The 24,660-nt window shown below is 55.0% G+C and carries 34 protein-coding genes; all 34 read left to right on the top strand.

Annotation, left to right across the window (positions count from 1 at the left end; all coding sequences use genetic code 11):
• Positions 1-68 precede the first annotated feature (68 nt).
• The 34 genes from PXC00_RS11760 to PXC00_RS11925 all read left to right on the top strand — a co-directional run bounded on the left by PXC00_RS11760 (position 69) and on the right by PXC00_RS11925 (position 24,649).
• Positions 69-293, top strand: coding sequence for a hypothetical protein (locus PXC00_RS11760; RefSeq protein WP_275844673.1), 225 nt, complete (start codon positions 69-71; stop codon positions 291-293).
• Positions 217-528, top strand: a complete 312-nt coding sequence (locus PXC00_RS11765; protein WP_275844674.1) for a DNA ligase — start codon at positions 217-219, stop codon at positions 526-528. Before PXC00_RS11760 ends, PXC00_RS11765 begins: the two co-directional genes overlap by 77 nt.
• Positions 518-1,657 (top strand): DUF2800 domain-containing protein, encoded by a 1,140-nt coding sequence (locus PXC00_RS11770; protein ID WP_275844675.1) that lies wholly within the window; start codon positions 518-520, stop codon positions 1,655-1,657. The genes PXC00_RS11765 and PXC00_RS11770 overlap by 11 nt, the downstream gene beginning before the upstream one ends.
• The gene (locus PXC00_RS11775; protein WP_275844676.1) at positions 1,650-2,225 is read left to right on the top strand and encodes a DUF2815 family protein; all 576 of its coding nucleotides are present in this window, start codon (positions 1,650-1,652) and stop codon (positions 2,223-2,225) included. Before PXC00_RS11770 ends, PXC00_RS11775 begins: the two co-directional genes overlap by 8 nt.
• Positions 2,226-2,245: 20 nt before the next feature.
• Positions 2,246-2,428, top strand: coding sequence for a hypothetical protein (locus PXC00_RS11780; RefSeq protein WP_275844677.1), 183 nt, complete (start codon positions 2,246-2,248; stop codon positions 2,426-2,428).
• Between the two features lie 61 nt (positions 2,429-2,489).
• Positions 2,490-4,430, top strand: a complete 1,941-nt coding sequence (locus PXC00_RS11785) for a DNA polymerase (protein ID WP_275844678.1) — start codon at positions 2,490-2,492, stop codon at positions 4,428-4,430.
• 12 nt (positions 4,431-4,442) lie between these two features.
• Positions 4,443-4,874, top strand: coding sequence for a DUF7768 domain-containing protein (locus tag PXC00_RS11790; protein ID WP_275844679.1), 432 nt, complete (start codon positions 4,443-4,445; stop codon positions 4,872-4,874).
• The gene (locus PXC00_RS11795) at positions 4,867-7,206 is read left to right on the top strand and encodes a virulence-associated E family protein (protein WP_275844680.1); all 2,340 of its coding nucleotides are present in this window, start codon (positions 4,867-4,869) and stop codon (positions 7,204-7,206) included. Before PXC00_RS11790 ends, PXC00_RS11795 begins: the two co-directional genes overlap by 8 nt.
• 250 nt (positions 7,207-7,456) lie before the next feature.
• The gene (locus PXC00_RS11800) at positions 7,457-7,996 is read left to right on the top strand and encodes a hypothetical protein (protein WP_275844681.1); all 540 of its coding nucleotides are present in this window, start codon (positions 7,457-7,459) and stop codon (positions 7,994-7,996) included.
• Positions 7,993-8,274, top strand: coding sequence for a VRR-NUC domain-containing protein (locus PXC00_RS11805; protein ID WP_275844682.1), 282 nt, complete (start codon positions 7,993-7,995; stop codon positions 8,272-8,274). The genes PXC00_RS11800 and PXC00_RS11805 overlap by 4 nt, the downstream gene beginning before the upstream one ends.
• Positions 8,255-9,619 (top strand): DEAD/DEAH box helicase, encoded by a 1,365-nt coding sequence (locus PXC00_RS11810; protein ID WP_275844683.1) that lies wholly within the window; start codon positions 8,255-8,257, stop codon positions 9,617-9,619. The genes PXC00_RS11805 and PXC00_RS11810 overlap by 20 nt, the downstream gene beginning before the upstream one ends.
• A gap of 55 nt (positions 9,620-9,674) precedes the next feature.
• Positions 9,675-9,902 carry a hypothetical protein gene (locus PXC00_RS11815; protein WP_275844684.1) on the top strand — a complete coding sequence of 76 codons (228 nt, stop codon included), beginning with the start codon at positions 9,675-9,677 and terminating at the stop codon, positions 9,900-9,902.
• On the top strand, positions 9,899-10,309 hold the full coding sequence (locus PXC00_RS11820) for a sigma factor-like helix-turn-helix DNA-binding protein (protein ID WP_275844685.1): 411 nt from the start codon (positions 9,899-9,901) through the stop codon (positions 10,307-10,309). The genes PXC00_RS11815 and PXC00_RS11820 overlap by 4 nt, the downstream gene beginning before the upstream one ends.
• A gap of 128 nt (positions 10,310-10,437) precedes the next feature.
• On the top strand, positions 10,438-10,797 hold the full coding sequence (locus PXC00_RS11825; RefSeq protein ID WP_275844686.1) for an HNH endonuclease: 360 nt from the start codon (positions 10,438-10,440) through the stop codon (positions 10,795-10,797).
• Positions 10,798-10,931: 134 nt separating this feature from the next.
• The gene (locus PXC00_RS11830; protein ID WP_275844687.1) at positions 10,932-11,510 is read left to right on the top strand and encodes a P27 family phage terminase small subunit; all 579 of its coding nucleotides are present in this window, start codon (positions 10,932-10,934) and stop codon (positions 11,508-11,510) included.
• A complete protein-coding gene (locus tag PXC00_RS11835; protein ID WP_275844688.1) occupies positions 11,511-12,770 on the top strand; it encodes a site-specific DNA-methyltransferase in 1,260 nt (419 codons plus the stop codon).
• Positions 12,760-14,691, top strand: coding sequence for a DNA cytosine methyltransferase (gene dcm / locus PXC00_RS11840; RefSeq protein ID WP_275844689.1), 1,932 nt, complete (start codon positions 12,760-12,762; stop codon positions 14,689-14,691). Before PXC00_RS11835 ends, dcm begins: the two co-directional genes overlap by 11 nt.
• A 99-nt stretch (positions 14,692-14,790) precedes the next feature.
• Positions 14,791-15,075, top strand: coding sequence for a hypothetical protein (locus PXC00_RS11845; protein WP_275844690.1), 285 nt, complete (start codon positions 14,791-14,793; stop codon positions 15,073-15,075).
• The gene (locus tag PXC00_RS11850; RefSeq protein WP_275844691.1) at positions 15,066-15,800 is read left to right on the top strand and encodes a virulence protein; all 735 of its coding nucleotides are present in this window, start codon (positions 15,066-15,068) and stop codon (positions 15,798-15,800) included. The genes PXC00_RS11845 and PXC00_RS11850 overlap by 10 nt, the downstream gene beginning before the upstream one ends.
• A complete protein-coding gene (locus PXC00_RS14210; RefSeq protein ID WP_275844692.1) occupies positions 15,784-16,179 on the top strand; it encodes a DUF4314 domain-containing protein in 396 nt (131 codons plus the stop codon). Before PXC00_RS11850 ends, PXC00_RS14210 begins: the two co-directional genes overlap by 17 nt.
• Positions 16,163-16,339 carry a DUF5049 domain-containing protein gene (locus PXC00_RS11860; protein ID WP_275844693.1) on the top strand — a complete coding sequence of 59 codons (177 nt, stop codon included), beginning with the start codon at positions 16,163-16,165 and terminating at the stop codon, positions 16,337-16,339. Before PXC00_RS14210 ends, PXC00_RS11860 begins: the two co-directional genes overlap by 17 nt.
• A 125-nt stretch (positions 16,340-16,464) precedes the next feature.
• A complete protein-coding gene (locus tag PXC00_RS11865; protein WP_266162946.1) occupies positions 16,465-16,632 on the top strand; it encodes a hypothetical protein in 168 nt (55 codons plus the stop codon).
• Between the two features lie 13 nt (positions 16,633-16,645).
• Positions 16,646-16,888: a DUF7678 domain-containing protein gene (locus PXC00_RS11870; RefSeq protein ID WP_275844694.1), complete on the top strand. Its 243-nt coding sequence runs from the start codon at positions 16,646-16,648 to the stop codon at positions 16,886-16,888.
• 110 nt (positions 16,889-16,998) lie between these two features.
• Positions 16,999-18,600 carry a terminase large subunit gene (locus PXC00_RS11875; RefSeq protein ID WP_275844695.1) on the top strand — a complete coding sequence of 534 codons (1,602 nt, stop codon included), beginning with the start codon at positions 16,999-17,001 and terminating at the stop codon, positions 18,598-18,600.
• Positions 18,601-18,619: 19 nt separating this feature from the next.
• Complete coding sequence (locus PXC00_RS11880) at positions 18,620-20,035, top strand: phage portal protein (RefSeq protein ID WP_275844696.1); 1,416 nt, start codon at positions 18,620-18,622, stop codon at positions 20,033-20,035.
• Entirely contained in the window at positions 19,959-20,690 is a 732-nt protein-coding gene (locus PXC00_RS11885; RefSeq protein WP_275844697.1) for a head maturation protease, ClpP-related, read from the top strand. The genes PXC00_RS11880 and PXC00_RS11885 overlap by 77 nt, the downstream gene beginning before the upstream one ends.
• Before the next feature lie 16 nt (positions 20,691-20,706).
• Positions 20,707-21,903 carry a phage major capsid protein gene (locus tag PXC00_RS11890; RefSeq protein WP_456064461.1) on the top strand — a complete coding sequence of 399 codons (1,197 nt, stop codon included), beginning with the start codon at positions 20,707-20,709 and terminating at the stop codon, positions 21,901-21,903.
• A gap of 21 nt (positions 21,904-21,924) precedes the next feature.
• A complete protein-coding gene (locus PXC00_RS11895) occupies positions 21,925-22,242 on the top strand; it encodes a head-tail connector protein (RefSeq protein ID WP_275844699.1) in 318 nt (105 codons plus the stop codon).
• A gap of 107 nt (positions 22,243-22,349) precedes the next feature.
• On the top strand, positions 22,350-22,685 hold the full coding sequence (locus PXC00_RS11900) for a head-tail adaptor protein (protein ID WP_275844700.1): 336 nt from the start codon (positions 22,350-22,352) through the stop codon (positions 22,683-22,685).
• A gap of 1 nt (position 22,686) precedes the next feature.
• Positions 22,687-23,121, top strand: a complete 435-nt coding sequence (locus tag PXC00_RS11905; RefSeq protein ID WP_275844701.1) for an HK97-gp10 family putative phage morphogenesis protein — start codon at positions 22,687-22,689, stop codon at positions 23,119-23,121.
• Positions 23,118-23,456, top strand: a complete 339-nt coding sequence (locus PXC00_RS11910) for a hypothetical protein (protein WP_275844702.1) — start codon at positions 23,118-23,120, stop codon at positions 23,454-23,456. The genes PXC00_RS11905 and PXC00_RS11910 overlap by 4 nt, the downstream gene beginning before the upstream one ends.
• A 3-nt stretch (positions 23,457-23,459) precedes the next feature.
• Complete coding sequence (locus tag PXC00_RS11915) at positions 23,460-24,059, top strand: major tail protein (protein ID WP_275844703.1); 600 nt, start codon at positions 23,460-23,462, stop codon at positions 24,057-24,059.
• 12 nt (positions 24,060-24,071) lie between these two features.
• A complete protein-coding gene (locus tag PXC00_RS11920) occupies positions 24,072-24,461 on the top strand; it encodes a hypothetical protein (protein ID WP_275844704.1) in 390 nt (129 codons plus the stop codon).
• Between the two features lie 47 nt (positions 24,462-24,508).
• Positions 24,509-24,649, top strand: coding sequence for a hypothetical protein (locus tag PXC00_RS11925; protein WP_316934990.1), 141 nt, complete (start codon positions 24,509-24,511; stop codon positions 24,647-24,649).
• Positions 24,650-24,660 lie beyond the last annotated feature (11 nt).

Genomic DNA, 24,660 nt, shown 5'->3' on the forward strand with positions numbered 1-24,660 from the left:
TCCTTTCCCGTCCAGATGGGTCATTGAAAGGCAGAACAAAACGCCTTGAAAAAGGAGGGAACGCCGAGATGAGTTACAACGCAAACCGTTATGGCACCCATGCGGACGAGGATATCGTGGATGTTCTCACCGCCATCAGCGTGGTGTCAAGGAGACTGGCGCACAATATCACAGCCGCACGCCAGCAAAGCCAATCAAAGGAAGGGGGAAAACAGGATGAGCCAAATGAGCGAAATGTCCGCGACCATCGAGGAACTGCGCAAATGTGCTGCTGCTATCAGCGACGCGGCTAACTGGCTGGTGGAGCAGTTCAGTAGCGACGAGCCGGAGCCGGAAGCCGCTCCTGCCGAGCCGGTGCTGACACTGGAAGCGGTCAGGGCTGTTCTTGCAGACAAGTCCCGTGCGGGCTTCACTGCTCAGATTCGCTCTCTGCTCCAGAAGTACGGCGCAAATAAGCTGTCGGGCGTTAACCCGGTCAACTACAAAGCGCTGCTTGCAGATGCGGAGGGACTGACCGATGCCACCTAAAGGACATGCCATTCTCTCCGCATCCAGCGCCAACCGCTGGCTGCACTGCCCGCCTTCCGCCCGGCTCTGCGAGAGTTATGCGGATAAAGGCAGCGACTACGCCGCCGAAGGCAGCGACGCTCACGCGCTTTGTGAGTACAAGCTCCGACAGGCGCTGGGGCTTCTCTCCACCGACCCGACCGAAAACCTGACATGGTTCAACGAGGAAATGAGCGACTGTGCCGCCGGCTATGCGGCCTATGTTCTCGAACAGGTGGAAGCGGCAAAACAGACCTGCGCCGATCCGGTTGTTCTCATCGAACAGCGTGTGGATTTCTCCCGATGGGTGGAGGGCGGCTTCGGTACTGCTGACTGCATCATCATCGCGGACGGCACCCTGCAGATCATTGACTATAAGCACGGTTTGGGTGTGCTCGTGAGCGCGGAGAAAAATCCGCAAATGCAGTGTTACGCACTCGGCAGCTTGGAGCTGTTCGACGGCATCTACGACATCGAATCGGTGCGCATGACCATCTACCAGCCCCGCCGCGACAATGTCAGCACCTATGAGCTTTCCAAGGACGAGCTTTACCGCTGGGCGGATGAGGTGCTAAAACCGACTGCGGAGCTCGCTTTTGCCGGCGACGGAAACTTCCTGTGCGGTGAGTGGTGCGGTTTTTGTAAGGCGAAGCACGATTGCCGCGCCAGAGCCGAAGCCAATCTGGAACTTGCCCGCTACGACTTCAAGCTGCCGCCGCTATTGACGGATGAGGAAGTCGAGGACATCCTCTCCCGCGCCGATGACCTTGTGTCGTGGGCGGCGGACATCAAGGAATACGCACTCCGCCAAGCGCTCAGCGGCAAGAAGTGGAACGGTTGGAAGCTGGTTGAAGGTCGCTCCAACCGCAGGTACACAAACGATGCCCTTGTTGCCAATGCTGTTGAAAGCATAGGCTTTGACCCCTATGAGCACAAGGTGCTGGGCGTCACCGCCATGCAGAAGCTGCTTGGCAAATCCCGCTTTGAGGAACTTCTTGCACCCTACATTGAAAAGCCGCAGGGCAAACCCACACTCGTGCCAGAGAGCGATAAACGTCCAGCAATCAACACAGCCAAAAATGATTTTATGGAGGAAAACGATTATGAATAACAGCACTACGAAAATCAACAACCCGATGAAGGTCATCACCGGCCCCGATACCCGCTGGTCTTACGCCAACGTCTGGGAGCCGAAGTCTATCAATGGCGGTACGCCGAAATACAGCGTCAGCCTGATTATTCCCAAGTCCGACACCAAGACGCTCGCCAAAATCAAGGCGGCTATTGAGGCGGCATACCACGAGGGAGAATCCAAACTCAAGGGCAACGGTAAATCCGTGCCTCCGCTGGCGGCTCTCAAAACCCCGCTGCGCGACGGCGACACCGAACGCCCCGATGATGAAGCCTACGCCAACGCCTACTTCATCAATGCCAACGCGACTACTGCTCCCGGCATTGTGGACACTGACCGCAATCCGATTCTGACCCGTTCGGAGGTTTACTCCGGCGTGTACGGCAGGGCAAGCATCAGCTTCTATGCTTTCAATTCCAATGGGAACAAGGGCATCGCCTGCGGGCTCAATAACCTGCAGAAAATCCGCGACGGGGAGCCTCTCGGCGGCAAGGCAAGCGCGGAGTCCGATTTTGCCACCGACGATGACGCCGACTTTTTAAACTGAGAAAGGAAAGGTGAAAACATATGACAACCTTACAGACCGTTTTAGTTACCGCCCTTATCGCCATCTGGCTCTGCATCAGTGTCGGGTTCCTTGTCACTGTGATTCAGAGTGCAATATATGACCGCAAGCGCGAAAAACGCGAGAGGGCGCAGGCTGCCCGCGACCTTGAATACCACGAAAAGCGCATGTCGGACTTTAAGTAAAACATCAGGGACGGGCGGCAGAGCTTTCTTTGCCGCCTTGTTCCTATTAAGGACGGTGCTTATGAAATCACTCAGTATCGATATTGAAACATATTCCAGTGTGAACCTTACAAAATCAGGTGTTTATCGCTATGTGGAAGCACCGGATTTTGAAGTGCTGCTGTTCGGCTATAGCGTGGACGGCGGTGCAGTGCGGGTCGTTGACCTTGCCTGCGGTGAAAAGCTCCCGCCTGAGATCGTGTCGGCGCTTACCGACGAGGCTGTGACAAAATGGGCCTTTAATGCCAACTTTGAACGTATCTGCCTGTCCAGATATCTGGGCTTGCCGACCGGCCGTTATCTGGACCCCGGCCAGTGGCGCTGCTCCATGGTATGGGCCGCCACGATGGGCTTGCCGCTTTCGCTGGAGGGCGTCGGTGCTGTGCTGGGGCTGGAAAAGCAAAAGCTCACCGAGGGCAAAGAGCTCATCAAATTTTTCTGTCAGCCCTGCACGCCGACAAAAGCCAACGGGCAGCGTACCCGCAATTACCCGTATCACGCGCCGGAAAAGTGGTCGGCGTTCAAAAAGTATAACGCCCGCGACGTGGAAACGGAAATGTCCATTCAAGAACGGCTTTCCAAATACCCGGTACCGGACAGCATCTGGGACGAATACCACCTTGACCAGGAGATAAACGACCGCGGTGTGGCGCTGGACATGACGCTGGTGCAAGCGGCTATCGCCATTGACGGGCGCTCCCGCTCCGAATTGACCACAGCCATGAAGAAGCTGACTGAGCTGGACAATCCCAACTCTGTGCAGCAGATGAAGCAGTGGCTTGCGGATAATGGCATGGAAACGGATACGCTCGGGAAAAAGGCTGTGGCGGAGCTTTTGAAAGAAGCGCCGCCGGAGCTTGCCGAGGTACTTGCTCTCCGGCAACAGCTCTCCAAATCCTCCGTGAAAAAGTATCAGGCGATGGAGAATGCGGTCTGCGCCGACGGTCGTGCGCGCGGCATGTTCCAGTTTTACGGCGCCAATAGAACCGGCAGATTCGCTGGGCGGCTCATTCAAATGCAAAACCTGCCGCAAAACCATCTGGAGGATTTGGCTGAAGCCCGCGCTCTTGTTCGCTGCGGCGACTTCGATGCGCTGAAAATGCTTTATGAGGATGTGCCGGATACGTTATCACAGCTGATACGCACGGCATTTATTCCGCAAGATGGACGGAAGTTCATTGTGGCTGATTTCTCTGCGATTGAAGCCCGTGTCATTGCGTGGCTTGCCGGCGAGAAATGGCGGCAGGATGTTTTCGCCAAGGGCGGCGACATCTACTGCGCTTCGGCGTCGCAGATGTTTAAGGTGCCTGTTGAGAAGCACGGCATCAACGGGCATCTTCGGCAAAAGGGCAAAATTGCCGAACTGGCTCTCGGCTACGGCGGCTCAGTGGGCGCGCTCAAAGCGATGGGTGCGCTTGACATGGGCTTGACCGAGGAGGAGCTGCCGCCGCTGGTGGACGCTTGGCGGCAATCCAATCCCCACATTGTGAAATTCTGGTGGGCGGTTGATCGTGCTGTGATGGACGCCGTTACCCGTAAAACCACCACGAAAACGCACGGCATCGTATTCTCTGCCAGAAATGGGATGCTTTTTATCACGCTGCCGTCCGGCCGGGATCTTGCTTATGTGAAGCCCAAGGTTGGAACAAACAAGTTCGGCGGCGACTGTATTACCTATGAAGGCATCGGCGGGACAAAGAAATGGGAACGGCTGGACAGCTACGGCCCCAAATTTGTGGAAAACATCGTCCAAGCGACCTCCCGCGATATCCTCTGCTACGCCATGCAGACCCTTCGCCGCTGCGATATTGTCATGCACATCCATGACGAACTTGTCATTGAAGCTGATCCGAGTATGTCTTTGCAAGTCATCTGCGAACAAATGAGCCGAACACCGCCGTGGGCTAAGGGACTTGAACTTCGAGCAGATGGCTATGAAACGGCTTTTTATAAGAAAGATTAAGAGGTAACGCCTATGAGTATCAATAAATTTAATTGCGAGGGCTACTACGATCCCACCACCTATGAAGCCCTCACCAACATTGAACAGGAGGAACGCGCACTGCGGGCTTTTCGGCCGATTGTCTACATATGCTCTCCGTTTTCGGGGGCTGTGGATGAGAATATAGCAGCAGCACAGCGCTACAGCCGATTCGCCGTGGACAATGGCTACATACCCGTTGCGCCACACCTGCTGTTTCCGCAATTTCTCGACGACAGCAATCCGAAGGAGCGCCAGCTCGGACTATTCTTCGGGAACGCCCTGATGAGCAAATGTGCCGAGGTGTGGGTGTTTGGCAGTAACATCTCAGCCGGCATGGAGACTGAAATCAAACGTGCCAAGTGGAAAGATTACCGCTTGCGCTATTTTACAGAAAACTGCGAGGAGGTAATCGACCATGCGTGAACTGAACATCGCCTACGGGAACAGCCGGCAGGCAAAGAGATGGGTCAACAAGACCATAAGGTTTGACGATTTGAAGGAACGGCTCAAAGTGACCATCCGCACCACCGAGTCCGCTGAGGAATATGCGAAGATGAGCCGCGCCCAGCGTGACACTGCCAAGGACCACGGCGGCTTTGTGGCGGGTGTGTTGAAGGGCGGCAGACGAAAAGTCGATACCGTGGAGAGCCGTTCGATGGCGGCGCTTGACGGCGACCGCATTGACGCCGCTTTTCTGAAAAGCTATGAGTCCCTCTGCCCCTATACATCCGCACTGTACACCACCCACAGCAGCACGGAGGAAAATCCCCGTGTCCGGCTGGTGTTCCCGCTGACCAGGAATGTGACCCCGGAGGAGTTTGTGGCGGTATCCCGCTATCTCGCTCAAATGCTGGGCATCGACTATTTTGACGAATGCTCCTACCAGCCCAATCAGCTGATGTACTGGCCGTCCACCCCCGCTAACGGTTCCTTCGTATATAAGGAAACGGACGGCGGCTGGCTTGACCCCGATGCGATCCTCGCAAAGCATCCGGAATGGATTGACCCCACAAGACTGCCCACCTCTTCCAGAGAAAGCAAGGCGAATACCATCACCCGGCAGAAGGTGCAGGACCCGCTTTCAAAGGAAGGTGTTGTAGGGCTGTTCAATCGCACCTATTATCCCATCGCAAAGGCACTGGAGGTATTCCTATCCGATGTATATGAGCCGACCGACAATGAGAACCGCTGGCACTTGATCGCGTCCTCCAGTATGGCCGGTGTGGAGATCAAGGAGGGCAAGTTCGTCTACAGCCACCATGCCAAGGACCCTGCATACCTCAAGCTGTGTAACGCCTTTGATATCGTCCGCATTCATAAATTCGGCGATTTAGAGGAAAAGGCGGCTTACAAAGCCATGTGCAACTTCGCCATGCAGCAGGATGAAGTGAAGCTGCTGGCGGCAAGCGAAAAGATGGCAGATGCAGAGACGGATTTTCCCGATAGTGAGGACGCCGATTGGCAGAAACGATTACAGTACGAACCACGCTCCACGGTGCTGAAAAATAACCTTCACAATATCACGCTCATTCTCCAGAACGACCCGCTGCTCCAAAATATCGTATTCAACCAACAGTTGGACGGCATGGAGATTAAAGGCTCTGTCCCGTGGCAGCATCCGTCTAAATATTGGCGGGATGCCGACGATGCCCAGCTTATCAGCTATGTGGATTCTCATTACGGTACATTTTCACAGCGCAACTACCAGATTGCCGTGACCAAGGTGGCGGACGACCGCTCCTATCATCCCATTCGGGAGTATCTGGCCGCTCTGCCGGAGTGGGACGGCGTTTCCCGTGTGGACACGCTCATCATCGACTATCTGGGCGCACAAGACAACACCTATGTCCGCGCCGTAACGCGCAAGACTCTGTGTGCCGCCGTGCGCCGTGTGCAGGAGCCGGGTGTGAAGTTCGATACCATGCTGGTCTTGAACGGTCCTCAGGGCATCGGCAAGTCTACCCTTATCTCCCGCCTTGCCGGCGAGTGGTTCTCAGACAGCTTGAATCTGAGCGATACCAAGGACAAGACCGCCGCTGAGAAATTACAGGGCTATTGGATTCTGGAGATCGGCGAGCTGGCAGGTCTGCGCAAAGCGGAAGTGGAGACACTGCGCTCCTTTCTGTCCCGTCAAAACGATATTTACCGCGCCGCATTCGGCAGGCGGGCAACACCGCATCCGCGGCAGTGCATTTTCTTCGGCACTACCAACGCTGAATCCGGATATCTGCGGGACACCACAGGCAACCGCCGTTTCTGGCCTGTCAAAACGCCGGGCGGCGGTACAAAGCACTCCTGGGAACTCACCGATGAGGATATCCGCCAGATATGGGCGGAAGTCTTGGTGTATGAGAAAGCCGGGGAAAAACTGCACCTCGCTCCCGAAATGGAGACACTCGCCAAGGAAGAACAGCGGGAGGCTCTGGAATCCGATGAACGGGAAGGCTTCGTGCGCGAGTATCTGGAAACCCTGCTCCCGGAGGATTGGGACGGCATGGATCTGTTCGACCGCCGCTCCTTCCTCGCCGGAGTGAATAATATCGGCCGTGTGGGCACGGTCGCCAGAACACGGGTCTGCAATATGGAGATCTGGTGTGAGCTTTTCGGCAAGGATCAGGGCAGCCTTGGCCGCGCCGAATCCAACAACCTCACAGCCATGCTTACCAAACTCGGCTGGGTGCGCAAGGAGAAAAAGGAGCGCATTAAGCCATACGGAGCGCAGTTCGTTTTTGTTCCCGGCGATGTTCCTGACTGATTTTTCAGGAACGGTGCGAATCAGGAACAGTTCCCGATTTTGAGAAGTGTTCCCGAAAATGGCTCTGGGAACGCCGTCAGGAACACACCGAACGTGCCGCCGCAAGGCTGCTTTACTGGCTCTGTTCCTGTGTTCCTAAAAAATCATATAAATTGGAAATGTATAAAAAAGACTGTACAGAACCCGTAAATCACGTATACGCACGCGCATAAGGATTTTCAGGTTTTTAAGAACACGGAGGTAAATCAAAATGTCAATGTATGAAATTGACAGCGCATATGTCCGCAAGTGTCAGAAGCGGCTTCAGGAATGGGGAGCACCTCTCTCCGGCTGGTATTGTGACTACATTTACGATGTGGCCGATGAAGAGGAGGATGCAGACCATATTGAACTGTTCACCTGTGAACTCTGCGATTGTGCGCAAGTACGATTTGTTCATGTGATGAGCCATGATGAGTATTTTGAACCTGTTGCAGTCGGCTGTATCTGCGCCGGAATTATGGAGGGCGATATCCTCGCCGCCAGAGAGCGTGAGCGGCTGATGAAAAACCGAGCCAAACGGAAGCGCAGCTTTCCACATCGTCAGTGGAGTAAGAACTGGTATGGAAACTATCAGCTGACTTATCAGGGTAGAAAGGTGTTTATCAACAACAAGTGCAGCAATCGCTACAGCGTATGTGTAGATGGCAAGACCGCCTGGAGTTACAAGGGCAAACCCCTCGACAATTTTGTCTCTGCCGCCTACGCCGCTTTTGAGTTGGCCGACCCCATAGAAAGGATACGCCCATGAGAGAAAAAGAAATTGAAAAGAAACTGATTCTGGCGGTCAAACAGGCTGGCGGCATCTGCCCCAAGCTCATCTCTCCCGGTTTTGACGGTATGCCGGACCGCATGGTGCTGCTGCCGAATGGACGGATGGGCTTTGTGGAAGTCAAGGCTCCGGTAGAAAAGCCGAGACCGCTGCAGCTTTCCCGCCACAGGCTTTTGCGGTGGCTGGGCTTTCGAGTGTATGTGCTGGACGATGTGGAGCAGATCGGAGTGATACTGGATGAAATACGAACCCCATGAATATCAAAAATATGCGGTGGAGTACATCGAGACACACCTTGTCGCCGCTATCTTCCTGGACTGCGGTCTTGGGAAAACCAGCATCACACTGACAGCCGTAGGTGATCTGCTGTTTGACAGTTTCGAGGTTCACAGGGTGCTGGTCATCGCACCTCTGCGTGTAGCACGAGACACATGGACGGCTGAAGCAGATAAGTGGGATCATCTCCAGAACCTCATCTGCTCCGTAGCTGTCGGCACTGAGGCGCAACGCAAAGCGGCGCTGATGCGGAAGGCTGACATTTATATCATCAACCGGGAAAACGTCCAATGGCTCATTGATGAGAGCGGTATTCCCTTTGACTTCGACATGGTGGTGATCGATGAGCTGTCCTCCTTCAAGAATCACCAGACAAAGCGGTTTAAGTCGCTGTTAAAGGTCAGACCCAAGGTGAGCCGCATCGTAGGGCTGACCGGCACTCCCGCATCCAATGGTCTGATGGATCTGTGGGCGGAGTTCCGCATCCTGGACATGGGACAGCGATTGGGCAGGTTTATCACAAAGTACCGCACCGATTATTTCACGCCAGATAAACGAAACGGCCAAATCATCTACTCCTACAAGCCCCTGCCGTATGCGGAAGATGCCATCTACCGGCAGATTTCGGACATCACCATTTCTATGAAGTCTGCTGACCACCTGCAAATGCCGGAGCTGGTCAGCAGCGAATACACAGTCCAGCTTTCCGAGGATGAGCGGGAAAAATACACGGACTTGAAACAGGAGCTGGTGCTGTCGCTGGGTGATGCGGAGATCACCGCCGCCAATGCCGCCTCCCTCTCCGGCAAGCTCTACCAGATGGCGAACGGTGCAATCTATGATGACAGCGGCGAGACCATTCAAATCCACGACCGCAAGCTGGATGCGCTAGAGGACATCATCGAGGCGGCAAACGGCAAGCCGCTTCTGGTGGCTTACTGGTTCAAGCATGACCTGACTCGTATTTCGGAAAGACTGCAAAAGCTGCATACCCCGTTCTCCCTGCTGGATGATTCCGCCAGTATCCGCAGATGGAACAATGGCGAGTTCCCGGTGGCGCTGATCCATCCGGCATCGGCGGGACATGGGCTGAATCTCCAGAGCGGCGGCTCGACCATCGTGTGGTTTGGCCTGACGTGGAGCCTGGAACTTTACCAGCAGACCAACGCACGGCTCTGGCGGCAGGGACAGACCGCAAAAACAGTGGTAGTTCAGCACATTATCACAAAGGATACCATTGACGACCGCATCATGAAAGCCCTCTCCCAAAAGGAGCATACCCAGACGGCTCTGATTGACGCCGTAAAAGCGGACTTGAAAATCTGAGACAATCTATGAAAATCCGTGCCAATCCGAGAATCAAAATTTCGGAGGTACGAATATGAGCGATATCACGATTTACGAGAACCTGACGAACGCCATCATTCTCCAGGCGGTCAAGGATTACCGGGTAGCTTTGAAATGTCTCAAAGCAAATCCGAGAAACAAATTCGCGCTGGCGGACAAAGGCGAAATAGAAAGATTTTTTCGTTCGAGTTGGTTTTCGGTACTTACGAGTGTAGACGGTGAGATGCTGATCCGCTCCCTGCAGAAGGAGGCGGACGCATGACAGCCAAAGAATATCTGAACCAGGCGCGGCACCTGGACGCACTCATCAACTGCCGCCTGCGTGAGATTGACTACTGGAGGGAACTATCAAGCGGCATCTCAGGCAGCAATTTTGAACCCCATTACAATCCAAACCGTCCGACAGAGGCTCCTTTCGTCAGATGCCTTGAGAAAATCGATGCAATCCAAAGGGATGTAGCGGAAAAGGTGGCATATCTGGTTTGTCTCAAGGAAACCATCAACACGGCAATCGACAGGCTCACCAGCCGTGAGGAGCAGCTGGTACTCCGTTACCGCTACCTGGACAACTGCTCTTGGGAGGAGATAGCACAGATGCTGAATGTGTCGCTTCGCACGGTGCACCGCATACACGGGTCGGCTTTGCAGAATTTTATCGTCCCGGATTGAAAGTTGGCACGGTTTGGCACAGTATGGCACACCCCTCCTGTGGTATCATTACAATAGCGAAGAATATAGAACGGCCTTCACGGGAGCGATCCTGTGAGGGCTTTTTGTATGTCCGAAGGAGGTGCGCAATGCCAAGGAAACCGAAACGCCCCTGCTCCTACCCCGGCTGCCCCAACCTCACGGACGGACAGTACTGTGAAGAGCATCGGCGGCTTGCCGCACAGCAGTACAACAAATACACACGCAGTCCAGACAGCAACAGGAAATACGGCAGAGCCTGGAAACGAATCCGCGACCGCTATGCTGCGGCGCATCCGCTGTGCGAGCGGTGCCTGAAGGAAGGCCGGCTGACACCCGTGGAAGAGGTTCATCACATCGTTCCCGTCTCCCAAGGTGGTGACCACAGGGAAAGCAACCTTATGAGTCTCTGCCAGTCCTGCCACACAAAAATTCATCTTGAGATGGGTGACAGACAGATCCGCGGCTGACGGGTGGGGGTATCAAAATCTCTACACCTGCTTCAAGCGGACAGCGGCGCGGGGCTTCGTGTGCGAAAATTCCGGTTCAAACGGGGGATTAACCCCTGCCCGGCTTAACGCTGCCGGCAAAGGAGGTGTGGGTTGTGGCAAAAGACGGAACCTATCGAGGCGGCAGACGTGTCCGGGCCGGCGACAAGCCGGCTCCCGCCGCGGAGAAAATCAACAGCGGACACAAAGCAAGAATCATGAACAACGATGTGCCGGAGTTTGATTACGACGAGCTTGAGGCGGTCGACCTGCCGGAGGGCGCGGTGCTCGAAGGTGCGGATATGCCAAAGCCCGATGAATACCTGTCGGCAAAGCAGAAAAACGGTCATCCGCTCGGTGCGGACATCATCTACAAGGAAACCTGGTTGTGGCTGAAGGAACGCCGCTGCGAGAACCTTGTAAACAAACGGCTCATCGAATCCTATGCGCAGGCGTTTGCCCGGTATATCCAGTGCGAGGACGCAATCAGCGCGTTCGGTCTTTTGGGAAAACATCCGACGACCGGCGGCGTGGTGACGTCTCCGTTCGTGCAGATGTCGCAGCAGTATCAGAAAACAGCAAATCTCATCTGGTACGAAATTTTTGACGTGGTGAAACAGAACTGCACGGAAGATTTTGAGGGAAATCCGAATGACACGATGGAGCGCCTGCTCCGCGCCCGGAAAGGAATATAGATGAACACGCAAAGATTAGAACAAGTGCCCATTGATAAGCTGGTGCCCTATGCCCGGAACGCCCGGACGCACAGCAAGGAGCAGATTGCACAGCTGAGAAGCTCCCTGCGGGAATTCGGATTTGTTTCTCCCGCGGTCATCGACCACGACTATAACATTCTTGTAGGCCACGGCAGAATCAAAGCCGCCCGCGAGGAAGGCTACGAAACCGTTCCCTGCGTATTCGCCGAGAACCTTACGGACGCTCAAAAACGGGCGTATATCCTTGCCGACAACCAGCTGGCGCTGAAAGCCGGATGGGACGAGGAAATGCTGTCGGTCGAATTGTCCGACCTGCAGGATAACGCATTCGACCTCTCGCTTCTCGGCTTTGATGAAAAGGAGCTTGAGAAATTACTGGGCGGCGGAACCGATAAGGACATCGAGGATGACGACTTCGACCTGAGCGCCGCTTTGGAAAAGGCATCCTTTGTAGAGCCGGGCGATATCTGGACAGTCGGACGGCACAGGCTGATGTGCGGCGATGCCACCTCCGCCGATAATGTGGCAAAGCTCATGGACGGAAAGCGTGCAAACCTCATCCTGACCGACCCGCCCTACGGCGTTTCCTTTAAGGCATCGGACGGCTTAAGCATCCAGAACGACAGCCTGAAGGGCGAGGAATTCTACAACTTCCTGCTCTCGGCTTTCAAAAACATGGCGGACCATCTTGAAAAGGGCGGCGTAGCCTATTGTTTTCATGCGGACACCGAGGGACTGAATTTCAGAAAGGCGTTTATTGATGCCGGATTCCATTTGGCAGGCGTCTGCATCTGGGTCAAAAACGCGCTCGTGTTGGGACGCTCCGATTACCAATGGCAGCACGAGCCTGTGCTCTACGGCTTCCTGCAAAACGGCCGGCATCCGTGGTACGCTGACCGCAGGCAGACCACCATCTGGAATTACGACAAGCCAAAGCGGAACAAGGATCACCCGACGTCAAAGCCGCTTGATCTGCTCGGCTATCCGATTCAGAACTCCTCGCAGGAAAATGCCGTCGTCATCGACACATTCGGCGGTTCCGGCTCCACGCTGATGGCTTGTGAGCAGCTGAACCGCACCTGCATGATGATGGAGCTTGATCCAAAATACGCGTCCGTTATCCTCCGCAGGTATGTGGAAAACACATCCGACACGGACAATGTGTATGTAGTCCGCAACAGCGAAAAGCTGATGTATGCAGACCTTGTCAAGGAGGTGGAGCTGCCGGATGAAACCTAACCTGACGCTCGGTTCTCTCTTTGACGGTTCGGGAGGATTCCCGTTAGGCGGCTTGATTTCCGGGATTGCTCCTCTGTGGGCTTCGGAAATCGAGCCGTTTCCAATAAGGGTAACCACAAAGCGGCTGCCCGTTATGAAACACTATGGTGATGTATCAAAAATGCACGGTGATAAAGTCGAGCCTGTGGATATCATCACCTTCGGTTCTCCCTGTCAAGATATGAGCATTGCAGGAAAAAGAATCGGGCTTGACGGCTCACGAAGTAATCTGTTTTATGAAGCCGTCCGAATCGTAAAGGAAATGAGGTGTGCCACTAATGGAAAATATCCCCGATACATCGTCTGGGAGAACGTCCCCGGCGCGTTCAGTTCAAACAAGGGTGCTGACTTCCAGTCCGTCCTCGAAGAAATCTGCTCCGTCAAGGGATACAAAATTGATACTCCTCGACCTGCGAAGTGGACGAATGCCGGAGAGATTTTGGCGGACGATTTCAGTCTCGCATTGCGGGTATTTGATGCGCAGTACTGGGGAGTGCCCCAACGAAGAAAACGCATCTATCTTGTCGCAGATTTTGCAGGCGGATGTGCCGGAAAAATACTATTTGAGTCCGAAGGCGTGTCTGGGTATCCTCCGCAGGGCTTCCGCTCGTGGCAAGGAACTGCCGGAACTGCTGAAAAAAGCGCTGGAGCGGCAGGCGCAATCTGCTTAAACGACCAAGGCGGAGAACGCTTGGACATAACAGAGGATGTGACCTGCACGCTGCGGGCGGAGGCGCACCACCCTCCCTGCGTGATGGGTTCCGCTGGATTTTGCACGGAGCATTCCGCACACAGCCGTTCAATCGGCTATGAAGCGGAAAAATCCCCTACGCTCCGTGCCGGAACGGTTCCGGCGGCGGTTTATGAGAACCACAGCCAGGATACGAGATACACAGGTCCACTGGACATTGCGCCTGCCGTAAATGCCACCTACGGTACTGGCGGGAACAACCAGCCCTTTGTGGTGGAAACCCCAAAGACGCTGAAAATCCGAAGCGGCTGTGAGGGCGGCGGCAAGGGTGCCTTGATTCAGGAAAACAAATCCGCAACGCTCTCCTGCAACAATGACCAGACAGTGTTTGTACCGTTCGTGAAAGGCACCCGTCCGCATTCTCCCGATGAGGGGCAGCAGTGGAAAAATTCCGATACGGCGAACACGCTGAACACACACGATGTCGGAGAATCACGGTGCAACGAACTGGCGGTCAAGGTTTATGGCATCTGCTCCAAGCAGAGTCACTCCATGCTGTCGGATAATCCCCACAGCGGTTTCTATGAAGCGGACACTTCCAGGTGCCTTGATGCGAACGGCGGCAACCCCGCCTGCAATCAAGGCGGCATGGCGGTGGTGGCAGTGCAGGGCTCCATGATCGGAAGATCTGACAAAAACGGCCCTCAGGGCAGCGGTGTGAATGAAGATGTGTCCTTTACGCTGGACGCCGCCGACCGTCACGCTGTGGCATACTGCATGACCACCGGCTCCTATGCTCAGGCATTAAAGGAGCAATCCCCAACGCTGATGGCGCGGGATTATAAGGACCCGCCTGTTGTCAACGAAACGGAGCCTTGTTACATTGTCCGCAGACTGACACCGACCGAGTGCGCAAGACTGCAGGGATTCCCGGACTGGTGGTGCGATAACCTTGGCACAGAAAATCCGACTGCTGAGGATATTGCATTCTGGACGGATGTGTTTGAAACGCATCGGACGGTTATGGGAACATCCTCCAAGCCGAAGACCAGAAACCAGATTGTGAACTGGCTGAAAAACCCGCATTCTGATTCTGCCGAATATAAGATGTGGGGCAACGGCGTGGCGCTTCCCAACGTGGTGTTTGTGCTTTCCGGCATTGTGTATTACGCACAGCTTGATGGCGCATGATCCGGCGGTTCTTTTACAGAGAAATGTGCGGGAACCGCTTGCTATTCCATGCTTTTAGAGTGATATATGTTACTACCAAATAGAAAGGTGGTAACGTTCATGCAAAACGAAAGCTTTGAAAAAGCAGTGGAAAGTTTCATGGAACAGCGGATTGCCGACTGCGGAATGCGCGGCAGTGACAGCCTGCAGGAAGCCTATCAGCAGTTTGAGCAGGCTCTGCACACACTCAAATCCATGCTCACTCCCGAACAAGCAAAAGCGTTTGTGAAATTGGAGGACGCGTATTCACTGGTTGACGGTGAAACAACCAACTGCTATTACCGTGCCGGGTTTTCCGACGCGGTGCAATTTTTACTTGGGTGGGGGGATGGAAAATGGAAATAAGGTTCAATCGAACGGGCGCGGAGCGAAAAGCGCTGGTCACGGCAATCGGAGAGATTTTAGAAATGAAGCCGAAATACTGCGGAATGCCGAGCGCGGCCTATCGTATCGGCACTTTCCATGTTGACAAAAGCGGAACGGTTTCCTTTGATGAGCGGCAATGCGGCGCTGATGTTGAAGCCCTCCTCCACGCCCTTGCGGACAGGGGCTTCACCGCCGAAAGGGCGCCCGACAGCGTTGTGGAAGAAGAGGGCGGGGACATGTCCGAACAAGCGGACGAAGCCGCAGGAAATGCGCCGCAGGGCGAAACGTCGGGGCTTACAGTGACGGTTCCGAGAGATACCCTTTCGGATACGGCCATTGAGAACCTAAAAAGAATTGCGGCTTCCAAATCCGCTTTGCTGAAAAAGGCGCTCGGAACAGACAGCCTCCGGATTGAAGTATCCGATGAGCAGGTGTCCTTCCCCTGGTTCGCACAGACGGATGGGGATTCTGTAGAGGCATATACCCACCTCGTTGCGGCGCTTTGCGAAATGGCAAGGCAGGCCAAGCGTGTGACTGCCACAGAAAAGGAAACCGAAAACGAGAAGTACGCATTCCGCTGTTTTCTCCTCCGGCTGGGATTTATCGGAACGGAATACAAAGCAGAACGAAAAATCCTGCTGAAAAACCTCACGGGTTCCTCAGCGTTTAAGAATGGAGGTGCTGACCATGCGCTTTCCGAGTAAAGAAATTGTCGAGCGCGTGCGCAGGGAATATCCTGCCGGCACCCGCGTGGAGCTTATTAAAATGGACGATGCGCAGGCCCCGCCCGTCGGCACAAAAGGCACGGTTATGGGCGTAGATGATACCGGCTCCCTTCTCATGCGATGGGACAACGGCAGTAGTCTGAATGTGGTCTACGGCGAGGATATCGCAAAGAAGCTCGATACCGTCACGACTATCTGCGGCAGAGAGAAAAAGGTGTGGGATTCCCGTAAGGAAGCCGCCGACTTTTTCCTTGAGGCTATCGCAGGCTCGGAAGGTGCGGAATGCGAACGCTATACCACCATCTACACCAAATTGGTATCTGGACTGGAGGTGTGCAGCGATGACGCAGACGATTAAGGAGCAGATACTCGAAATCCGCGGCACGGGGCTTACAAATATGTTCGATGTGAACATGGTGCAGAGACTTGCCTATGAGCATGATTTCTATGAACTGGTTACATGGCTGGAGGAACACCGAAAGGAATATGTCCGTTTCATTCTGACTGGCGAGGAGTAATATACACAATTCCCGCAGCGGATATCTGGCACATATATTTCTCGGAAATGACTTGCTATTCCGGGCGTTCAGAGTGATATATGTACATGCCGAAAGGCACACAACACTTTTTCAGGGAGGAACCCATGATGGATTACAGGCAGATGATTCGAGAACAGCTTGGCGAAGGCTGGCGCTTTATCAAAGCATACAACGCCTTTGAAAACGGCGAGATGCGCATCATTGCGGCGGACGAAACCGGACGGGAGCACCGCTACATTCTGGTCGACGGGAAGCTGACCGAGAAACCGTAAGGAGGAAATCGCCATGTGGAGCGAAGGCATTCTCACAGGCCCGACGACGGGCAACAGGTACAAATACTGGGTAAAGCACTATGAGGAGCCGAGCGAGACGTTCGGCATCGACGGCGGCAAAATAAGCAAACTCACCATCCGTAAGTTGAACGACAGCCGCGATGTCGTGAACTACGACAGGGGCTGGGACGTGCATTGTCCTGACGAATACGATGTCAGGGCGGTATACGCCGCCATCCTCGAAAAGTACAACTAACCACGAAAAATCCGAGACGCCCCCTTTGCGGGGCTATGTCTCGTACAGATAATTATTACAGGACTGCCGATGGCGGCCCTTTATTTTTCATGGAAAGGAGGCAGTGCGCCGTGCGAAAGCTGAAGAAATACAAGCCTACCAGATTCATGGCAAAAACCTCACGCTACGATGAAAAAGCCGCGGATTACGCTGTTATGTTCATTGAATCACTCTGCCACACCAAAGGCACCTGGGCGGGCAAGCCCTTTGAACTCATTGACTGGCAGGAGCAGATTGTAAGGGACATCTTCGGTATTTTGAAAAAGAACGGCTATCGGCAGTTCAACACGGCATATATCGAGATACCAAAGAAACAGGGAAAGTCGGAACTGGCGGCCGCGGTCGCACTGCTCCTCACCTGCGGTGACGGCGAGGAGCGCGCCGAGGTATACGGATGCGCCTCCGACCGGAATCAGGCGAAGATCGTATTTGATGTTGCCGTGGACATGGTGCGCTTTTGTCCGGCGCTTGCCAAGCGCGTGAAAATACTGGAATCGCAGAAGAAACTGGTGTATAAGCCAACCAACAGCTTCTACCAGGTGCTTTCTGCGGATGTGGCGAACAAGCACGGCTTCAATACCCATGGCGTGATATTCGATGAACTGCACACCCAGCCCAACCGAAAGCTGTTTGACGTCATGCTGCAAGGCTCCGGCGACGCAAGGATGCAGCCGCTGTATTTTTTGATTACAACGGCAGGTAATGATACAAATTCCATTTGCTATGAGGTGCATCAGAAAGCCCTTGATATCCAGGCAGGACGCAAGGTCGACCCCACCTTCTATTCCGTGATTTACGGCGCGGCGGAGGATGAGGACTGGACGGATCCGGAGGTCTGGAAGAAAGCCAATCCCTCCCTGGGCATCACGGTCGGCATCGACAAGGTGAAAGCCGCCTGTGAATCCGCGAAGCAGAATCCCGGCGAGGAGAACGCGTTCCGTCAGCTGCGTCTCAATCAGTGGGTGAAACAGTCGGTGCGCTGGATGCCGATGGAGAAATGGGACGCCTGCGCGTTCCCAGTCTGCGAGGACAACCTCGAAGGCCGCGTCTGCTACGGCGGCCTTGACCTCTCCAGCACAACGGACATTACGGCTTTTGTTCTGGTGTTCCCGCCGCAGGATGAAGCGGATAAATACAGCGTTCTCCCATATTTCTGGATACCGGAGGAAACGGTCGCTCTGCGTGTCCGCCGGGACCATGTTCCCTATGACTTATGGGAACGGCAGGGGCTTATCATGACCACGGAGGGCAATGTGGTGCATTACGGCTATATCGAGAAATTTATTGAGCGGCTCGGAGAGCGCTTCAATATCCGGGAGATTGCGTTCGACCGATGGGGCGCTGTGCAGATGGTGCAGAACCTTGAGGGCATGGGCTTTACAGTCATTCCGTTCGGGCAGGGGTTTAAGGATATGTCCCCGCCCACCAAGGAACTGATGAAGCTGGTGCTGGAAGAAAAAATCGCCCACGGCGGTAACCCTGTTCTTAGATGGAACATGGACAACATCTTCATCCGCACCGACCCCGCCGGCAACATCAAGGCGGACAAGGAGAAATCCACCGAAAAGATCGACGGCGCGGTCGCCACGATTATGGGACTGGATCGGGCTATTCGCTGCGGGAACGAAACGGGCGAGAGCGTATACGACACCAGAGGGCTTCTGGTATTTTGAGGAAGGAGCGTGATAAGAAATGAGTATATTTTCGGGACTTTTCAAATCGAGAGACAAACCTGAGAACAGGACGCCGGGCAGCAGCTATGCCTTTTATCTCGGCGGCTCTTCCTCCGGCAAGCTGGTGACCGAGCGCTCCGCCATGCAGATGACGGCAGTGTATGCCTGTGTGCGCATCCTGTCGGAGGCGATTGCGGAGCTGCCCCTCCACCTCTATCGCTATAAGGAGGGCGGCGGCAAGGAAAAAGCCATTGGCCATCCGTTATATCTTCTGCTCCATGACGAGCCGAATCCTGAGATGAGTTCATTCGTGTTCCGTGAAACGCTGATGACTCATCTTTTGTTATGGGGAAACGCCTATGCCCAGATCATCCGCAACGGCAAAGGCCAGGTCATTGCCCTGTATCCGCTGATGCCGAATAAAATGACGGTCAACCGGGACACGAACGGACAGCTGTATTACCAGTACCAGCGGTCGTCCGATGAGGCGCACACCATGAAAGGCAGTATGGTGATTCTTCAGCCTTCAGATGTGCTGCATATTCCGGGGCTTGGCTTTGACGGGCTGGTGGGCTATTCGCCCATCGCAATGGCTAAGAACGCCATCGGGCTTGCGATTGCCACGGAGGAATACGGCAGCAAGTTCTTCGCAAACGGCGCGGCGCCGAGCGGTGTCCTGGAGCATCCCGGCACCATCAAGAACCCCAGCAAGGTGCGTGAAAGCTGGCAGCAGACCTTCGGCGGCTCGGCGAACAGCAATAAGATCGCCGTGCTGGAGGAAGGCATGAAATACACGCCGATCTCCATTTCACCGGAGCAGGCGCAGTTTTTGGAAACACGCAAGTTCCAGATCAACGAGATCGCGCGGATTTTCCGTGTGCCGCCGCACATGGTCGGCGACCTGGAAAAGTCCAGCTTCTCCAACATTGAACAGCAGAGCCTGGAGTTTGTGAAGTATACGCTGGACCCGTGGGTCATCCGCTGGGAACAGTCCATTCAGCGCCGTCTTCTGACTCCCGATGAAAAGAAAGCTTATTTCGTGAAATTCAATGTGGAGGGCCTGCTCCGCGGCGACTACGCCAGCCGCATGACCGGCTACGCGACGGCAAGGCAGAACGGCTGGATGTCTGCAAACGATATCCGGGAACTGGAGAACCTCGACCGCATCCCGAAAGAGGACGGCGGCGATTTGTACCTCATTAACGGCGCCATGACCAAACTTGCTGATGCCGGCGCTTTCGCGGGTACAGACAACAACAGAGAGGAGGAACAATCCGATGAGTACCAATCTACAGAACCAGAATCAGCGCCAGACGCGGGGACAGAGTCTGAAGTCCGTATCAGAAAGCGGGTGCGAAATGCCAGCGGCGGCTCGCCGCTTTTGGAAGTGGACGAATCAGACGGGCGAAGAGCCGTCCGCAGAGCGGATTCTTGAACTGTACGGCACGATTGCCGAGGAAAGCTGGTTTGACGATGACATCACCCCGGCTGCGTTCCGCGAGGAGCTTTTCGCGGGAAGCGGCCCCGTCACCATCTGGATCAATTCGCCCGGCGGAGACTGCATCGCCGCCAGCCAGATTTATACCATGCTGATGGACTACAAGGGCGATGTGACTGTCAAGGTGGACGGCATCGCAGCATCCGCGGCTTCGGTCGTGGCGATGGCGGGAACCAAAGTGCTGATGGCGCCCACTGCGCTCATGATGATCCACAACCCGGCGACGGTGGCGTTCGGCGACCATGCTGACATGGCAAAGGCAATTGATATGCTCTCCGAGGTCAAGGAAAGCATCATCAACGCCTATGAAATCAAGACGGGGCTTTCCCACGCACAGCTATCGCACATGATGGACGACACCACCTGGATGAACGCCAAAAAGGCCATCGAACTCGGATTTGCGGATGATATCCTGGCGGATGAAAAACGAGGATCCGCAGCGGACACCGAGGGATATGCGTTCTCCGCCTCAGCGGTGGAACGCACCCTCATGAATAAGCTTTCCGGCAAAGCATCCTGCAAGCCGGAAAAACAACCCAAAGGGCGCCCGGTCGATGAACTGAAGGCGTCCCTTTACAAAAAACTGCTGTAAAGCAAGGAGGATTTTTATCATGACGATTACCGAAATGAGAAACAAAAGGGCCAAGCTGTGGAATACGATGGAGGGCTTCCTCGATACCCACAGGAACGAAATGGGCGTGTTGTCCGCGGAGGATGACGCCGCCTATGCCAAGATGGAGCATGACATGGACAGCCTCACCAACGAAATCAAGCGCATGGAGCGCCGGGACGCCATTGAAGCGGAACTGAACAAGCCCGTGAACAGCCCTATTACTGAAGCGCCCGAACGTGCCGCGTCCCTCAAGCCGGAGAAAGCCGGCAGAGCCTCCAACGCCTACAAAGAGGACTTTGACCGCCACCTGCGCGGCAAGGTGGCGCTGCATAATGTCCTGTCCGAGGGCGTGGACGCGGACGGCGGCTATCTGGTGCCGACGGAATTTGAAACCCAGATTGTCACCGCCCTTGAAGCAGAGAATGTGATCCGCTCCCTCGCCAAGGTCATCACCACACAGCACGAACGCAAAATTCCCATTGCCACAGGCCACTCCACCGCACAATGGACTGCGGAGAACGCCGCATACACCGAGAGCAATCCGACCTTCGGGCAGAAGCAGATCGACGCCTTTAAACTGACCGACCTCTGCCGCGTCAGCGTGGAGCTTCTGCAGGATTCCGCCTTCGATATTGAAGATTACCTCATGAATGAATTTGCCAGAGCCTTTGGCATCGCCGAGGAGGAAGCCTTCTGCGTGGGGACCGGAACGAACCAGCCTACGGGCATTTTCACCGCGAACGGCGGCACGGTCGGTGTGACCGCGGCGGCACAAAACGCCATCACGGCGGACGAGTTGATCAGCCTTGTGTATGCGCTGAAATCTCCGTACCGCAGGAACGCCAAGTTCCTCATGAACGACGCGACCATTTCCGCCATCCGCAAGCTGAAGGACTCCAACGGTGTATATCTGTGGCAGCCTTCCCTGCAGGCGGGTGAACCTGACAAGCTGCTCGGATACGACCTGTACACTTCTCCTTATGTGCCGGCGATGGCAGCGGATGCCTATACCGTGGCGTTCGGCGATTTCAAAAATTATTGGATCGGCGACCGCGCGGGCAGAACCGTGCAGAGACTGAATGAGTTGTATGCCACCAACGGTCAGATCGGTTATGTGGCTACGGAACGTGTGGACGGCAAGGTCATTCTGACAGAAGGCATCCAGCTTCTGCAGATGAAGGCGGGTTCGTAATTGAGAAAGGGGGCGGCGGTCATGGCACTGGATACACTGCTTGAAAAGGTCAAAGCGAATCTGATTCTTTCGCATACGGTAGACGATGAGCTTTTGCAGCTGTACATCACCGCCGCCGTCCGTTATGCCGAAAGCTATCAGCACATTTCGGCGGGCTATTATGGGGAAAACGAGATGACACCGACTACAGAGCAGGCGGTCATCATGCTGGCAAGCCATTTTTATGAATCGAGGGACGGCTCCACGGGCGGCTTTTTTGCCGATTCTGTGCAGGCGGGCCGGCAGGTCTGGGAAACGGTGAACCTGCTGCTGCGGCTTGACCGGGATTGGAAAGTATGAGAGCCTTGCAAGCAAGGCTCGCGAGTTTTATGCTTTTCAGCATAAACGCTTGCCGAAATTTTGCTTCGCAAAACCGCATAAAACATCGCAGATAAGGAGGGCTTGTATTGTCTTTCGGAAAAATGAACAGTTTCATCGACATTATCTCCAACGCGCCGGTCAAGGACGCGGACGGCTTTGTCACGCAGGGCGACACAGTTCTTGCCTCCGTTCGTGCCTACAAGGAGGAGCGCAACGGCTCGGAGCGCTGGGCCAACATGGCGGTATTTTCCGAAGCGTCCGTGCTGTTCCGTTTCCGCAAAATCCCCGGCGTCGAGGTCAGTCCGGCACAATTCATCGTCTGCGAGGAAAAACGCTACCGCATCACCAGCGCGGAGGATGTGCGCGGGCGCGGGATGTATGTGGAATGCCTGTGCGAGCTGGTGGAAGGGAGCGTGAACTGATATGGCTCGGGCTGAAATGAAAATGCCGGAGGAATTTCTCTTGAAGGTTTCCCGGCTGAATGAAAAGACAGACGAAATTTTGCCCCGTGTGCTGGAGACCGGCGGGCAGGTGGTGCTGGAGCGGGTAAAATCCAACCTCTCCGCCGTCGTCGGGAAAGGCACGAAAAATCCAAGCCGCTCCACCGGCGAACTGGAAAGCGCGCTGGGACTTTCGCCCGCCAAGCCTAAGCGGGACGGTTCCGGCTGGGACATCAAGGTCGGCTTTGCCGAGCCGCGCTCGGGCGGCGGCAGTAACGCAAAAATCGCCAATATTCTGGAGTACGGCAAGCACGGTCAGCCGCCCAAGCCCTTTCTCAAGCCGGCGAAAACCCAGAGCCGTAAGGCCTGCATTGAAACCATGGAGGCAAAGCTGGACGAGGAGGTGCGGGGAATATGAGCGTGCTTTCGGAACTGAATACGCTTCTCACGCCCATTCTCCCTGTGGAGACGGGCGTTTTTTCAGGCGTTCCGCCCGATGAATATCTGGTGCTGACGCCGCTGACGGACGATTTCGCCCTCTTTGGCGACAACGCGCCGCTGATGGATGTGTCCGAAGTGCGGATTTCGCTCTTTTCCAAGGGCAATTACCTGCAGCGCAAGCGGCAGATTACGCAGGCGCTTTTGAACGCCGGCTTCACCGTCACCGGACGCACCTATGTCGGGCACGAGGACGATACCGGCTACCACCACTACGCAATCGACATTGCGCAGTCTTATGAAACGGAGGAATAATTTATGGCGACTATCGGGCTGGATAAGCTCTATTACGCAAAAATCACCGAAGCCGAGGACGGTGAGGAAACCTACGGCACCCCGGAAATTCTCGCGAAGGCCATCTCGGCGGAATTGTCGATAGAACTTGCCGAAGCGACCCTTTATGCCGATGACGGCGCGTCGGAGGTGGTGAAGGACTTCAAATCCGGCAAGCTGACGCTGGGCGTGGACGATATCGGCATCACGGCCGCGCAGGATCTCACCGGCGCGGCGGCGGACGACAACGGCGTGCTGATTTCCGCCGGAGAAAACATTGCCCCGCCGGTGGCAATCGGCTTTCGCGCCCTGCGGGCAAACGGCAAGTATCGGTATTTCTGGCTGTACCGCGTCATCTTCGGCATTCCGTCCGCCAACCTGCAGACCAAAGGCGATTCCATCACCTTTCAAACGCCCAGCATTGAGGGCACGGTCATGCGCCGCAACAAACCGGACGCCAAGGCAACGCACCCGTGGAAGGCAGAGGTTTCCGAGGGCGCTTCCGGCGTGACGGCTGAAACCATTTCCGGCTGGTTCGGGCAGGTGTATGAACCCACTTACACCGAAGCGACGTCCGGCGAATAAGGAGGCTGACGCATGGAAAACGAACGAAGTGCTGTGATTAAAATTGGTGGAAAAGACTATGAGCTGGTGCTCACCACCCGCGCCACCAAGGAAATCGCGCGCCGCTACGGCGGGCTGGAGAACCTCGGTGAAAAGCTGATGAAATCCGAGAATTTCGAGATGGCGCTGGATGAGATCATCTGGCTGATTACCCTGTTGGCGAATCAGTCCATTTTGATTCACAATCTCAAAAACAAGGACGCGCCGCAGGAACTGCTGACCGAGGAGGACGTGGAACTGTTGACCTCGCCGCTGGATCTGGCGGCGTACAAGAACGCCATCACCGAGGCGATGTTCAAGGGCACAGCGCGGAATGTGGAAAGTGAGGAGGAAACCTCCTCAAAAAACGCGGAAGTCGGGTAAACACGGAGGAACTGTTTACCCGGCTTTTCTATTACGGAACGGTGCAGATGGGCATGGGCGCGGAGGAATTCTGGCTGATGCCCATCGGCCTGTTTCTGGATTTATGGACCTGTCACAAGCAGTTTCTCGGCATGGAAAAGCCGAAACAAATCTTTTCGATTGACGATATCATCCCGCCGGGGATTTGAAGGGAGGTGAG

It is taken from the genome of Caproicibacterium argilliputei, from assembly GCF_029211325.2.
In the GTDB taxonomy this organism is placed as follows: Bacteria; Bacillota; Clostridia; order Oscillospirales; family Acutalibacteraceae; genus Caproicibacterium; species Caproicibacterium argilliputei.

Excerpts from the sequence above, each read along its gene's own strand:
- PXC00_RS11760 (WP_275844673.1), top strand. The coding sequence starts at position 69 with ATGAGTTACAACGCAAACCGTTATGGCACCCATGCGGACGAGGATATC.
- PXC00_RS11765 (WP_275844674.1), top strand. The coding sequence starts at position 217 with ATGAGCCAAATGAGCGAAATGTCCGCGACCATCGAGGAACTGCGCAAA.
- PXC00_RS11770 (WP_275844675.1), top strand. The coding sequence starts at position 518 with ATGCCACCTAAAGGACATGCCATTCTCTCCGCATCCAGCGCCAACCGC.
- PXC00_RS11775 (WP_275844676.1), top strand. The coding sequence starts at position 1,650 with ATGAATAACAGCACTACGAAAATCAACAACCCGATGAAGGTCATCACC.
- PXC00_RS11780 (WP_275844677.1), top strand. The coding sequence starts at position 2,246 with ATGACAACCTTACAGACCGTTTTAGTTACCGCCCTTATCGCCATCTGG.
- PXC00_RS11785 (WP_275844678.1), top strand. The coding sequence starts at position 2,490 with ATGAAATCACTCAGTATCGATATTGAAACATATTCCAGTGTGAACCTT.
- PXC00_RS11790 (WP_275844679.1), top strand. The coding sequence starts at position 4,443 with ATGAGTATCAATAAATTTAATTGCGAGGGCTACTACGATCCCACCACC.
- PXC00_RS11795 (WP_275844680.1), top strand. The coding sequence starts at position 4,867 with ATGCGTGAACTGAACATCGCCTACGGGAACAGCCGGCAGGCAAAGAGA.
- PXC00_RS11800 (WP_275844681.1), top strand. The coding sequence starts at position 7,457 with ATGTCAATGTATGAAATTGACAGCGCATATGTCCGCAAGTGTCAGAAG.
- PXC00_RS11805 (WP_275844682.1), top strand. The coding sequence starts at position 7,993 with ATGAGAGAAAAAGAAATTGAAAAGAAACTGATTCTGGCGGTCAAACAG.
- PXC00_RS11810 (WP_275844683.1), top strand. The coding sequence starts at position 8,255 with ATGAAATACGAACCCCATGAATATCAAAAATATGCGGTGGAGTACATC.
- PXC00_RS11815 (WP_275844684.1), top strand. The coding sequence starts at position 9,675 with ATGAGCGATATCACGATTTACGAGAACCTGACGAACGCCATCATTCTC.
- PXC00_RS11820 (WP_275844685.1), top strand. The coding sequence starts at position 9,899 with ATGACAGCCAAAGAATATCTGAACCAGGCGCGGCACCTGGACGCACTC.
- PXC00_RS11825 (WP_275844686.1), top strand. The coding sequence starts at position 10,438 with ATGCCAAGGAAACCGAAACGCCCCTGCTCCTACCCCGGCTGCCCCAAC.
- PXC00_RS11835 (WP_275844688.1), top strand. The coding sequence starts at position 11,511 with ATGAACACGCAAAGATTAGAACAAGTGCCCATTGATAAGCTGGTGCCC.
- dcm (WP_275844689.1), top strand. The coding sequence starts at position 12,760 with ATGAAACCTAACCTGACGCTCGGTTCTCTCTTTGACGGTTCGGGAGGA.
- PXC00_RS11845 (WP_275844690.1), top strand. The coding sequence starts at position 14,791 with ATGCAAAACGAAAGCTTTGAAAAAGCAGTGGAAAGTTTCATGGAACAG.
- PXC00_RS11850 (WP_275844691.1), top strand. The coding sequence starts at position 15,066 with ATGGAAATAAGGTTCAATCGAACGGGCGCGGAGCGAAAAGCGCTGGTC.
- PXC00_RS14210 (WP_275844692.1), top strand. The coding sequence starts at position 15,784 with ATGCGCTTTCCGAGTAAAGAAATTGTCGAGCGCGTGCGCAGGGAATAT.
- PXC00_RS11860 (WP_275844693.1), top strand. The coding sequence starts at position 16,163 with ATGACGCAGACGATTAAGGAGCAGATACTCGAAATCCGCGGCACGGGG.
- PXC00_RS11865 (WP_266162946.1), top strand. The coding sequence starts at position 16,465 with ATGATGGATTACAGGCAGATGATTCGAGAACAGCTTGGCGAAGGCTGG.
- PXC00_RS11870 (WP_275844694.1), top strand. The coding sequence starts at position 16,646 with ATGTGGAGCGAAGGCATTCTCACAGGCCCGACGACGGGCAACAGGTAC.
- PXC00_RS11880 (WP_275844696.1), top strand. The coding sequence starts at position 18,620 with ATGAGTATATTTTCGGGACTTTTCAAATCGAGAGACAAACCTGAGAAC.
- PXC00_RS11885 (WP_275844697.1), top strand. The coding sequence starts at position 19,959 with ATGCCAGCGGCGGCTCGCCGCTTTTGGAAGTGGACGAATCAGACGGGC.
- PXC00_RS11895 (WP_275844699.1), top strand. The coding sequence starts at position 21,925 with ATGGCACTGGATACACTGCTTGAAAAGGTCAAAGCGAATCTGATTCTT.
- PXC00_RS11905 (WP_275844701.1), top strand. The coding sequence starts at position 22,687 with ATGGCTCGGGCTGAAATGAAAATGCCGGAGGAATTTCTCTTGAAGGTT.
- PXC00_RS11910 (WP_275844702.1), top strand. The coding sequence starts at position 23,118 with ATGAGCGTGCTTTCGGAACTGAATACGCTTCTCACGCCCATTCTCCCT.
- PXC00_RS11915 (WP_275844703.1), top strand. The coding sequence starts at position 23,460 with ATGGCGACTATCGGGCTGGATAAGCTCTATTACGCAAAAATCACCGAA.
- PXC00_RS11920 (WP_275844704.1), top strand. The coding sequence starts at position 24,072 with ATGGAAAACGAACGAAGTGCTGTGATTAAAATTGGTGGAAAAGACTAT.
- PXC00_RS11925 (WP_316934990.1), top strand. The coding sequence starts at position 24,509 with ATGGGCATGGGCGCGGAGGAATTCTGGCTGATGCCCATCGGCCTGTTT.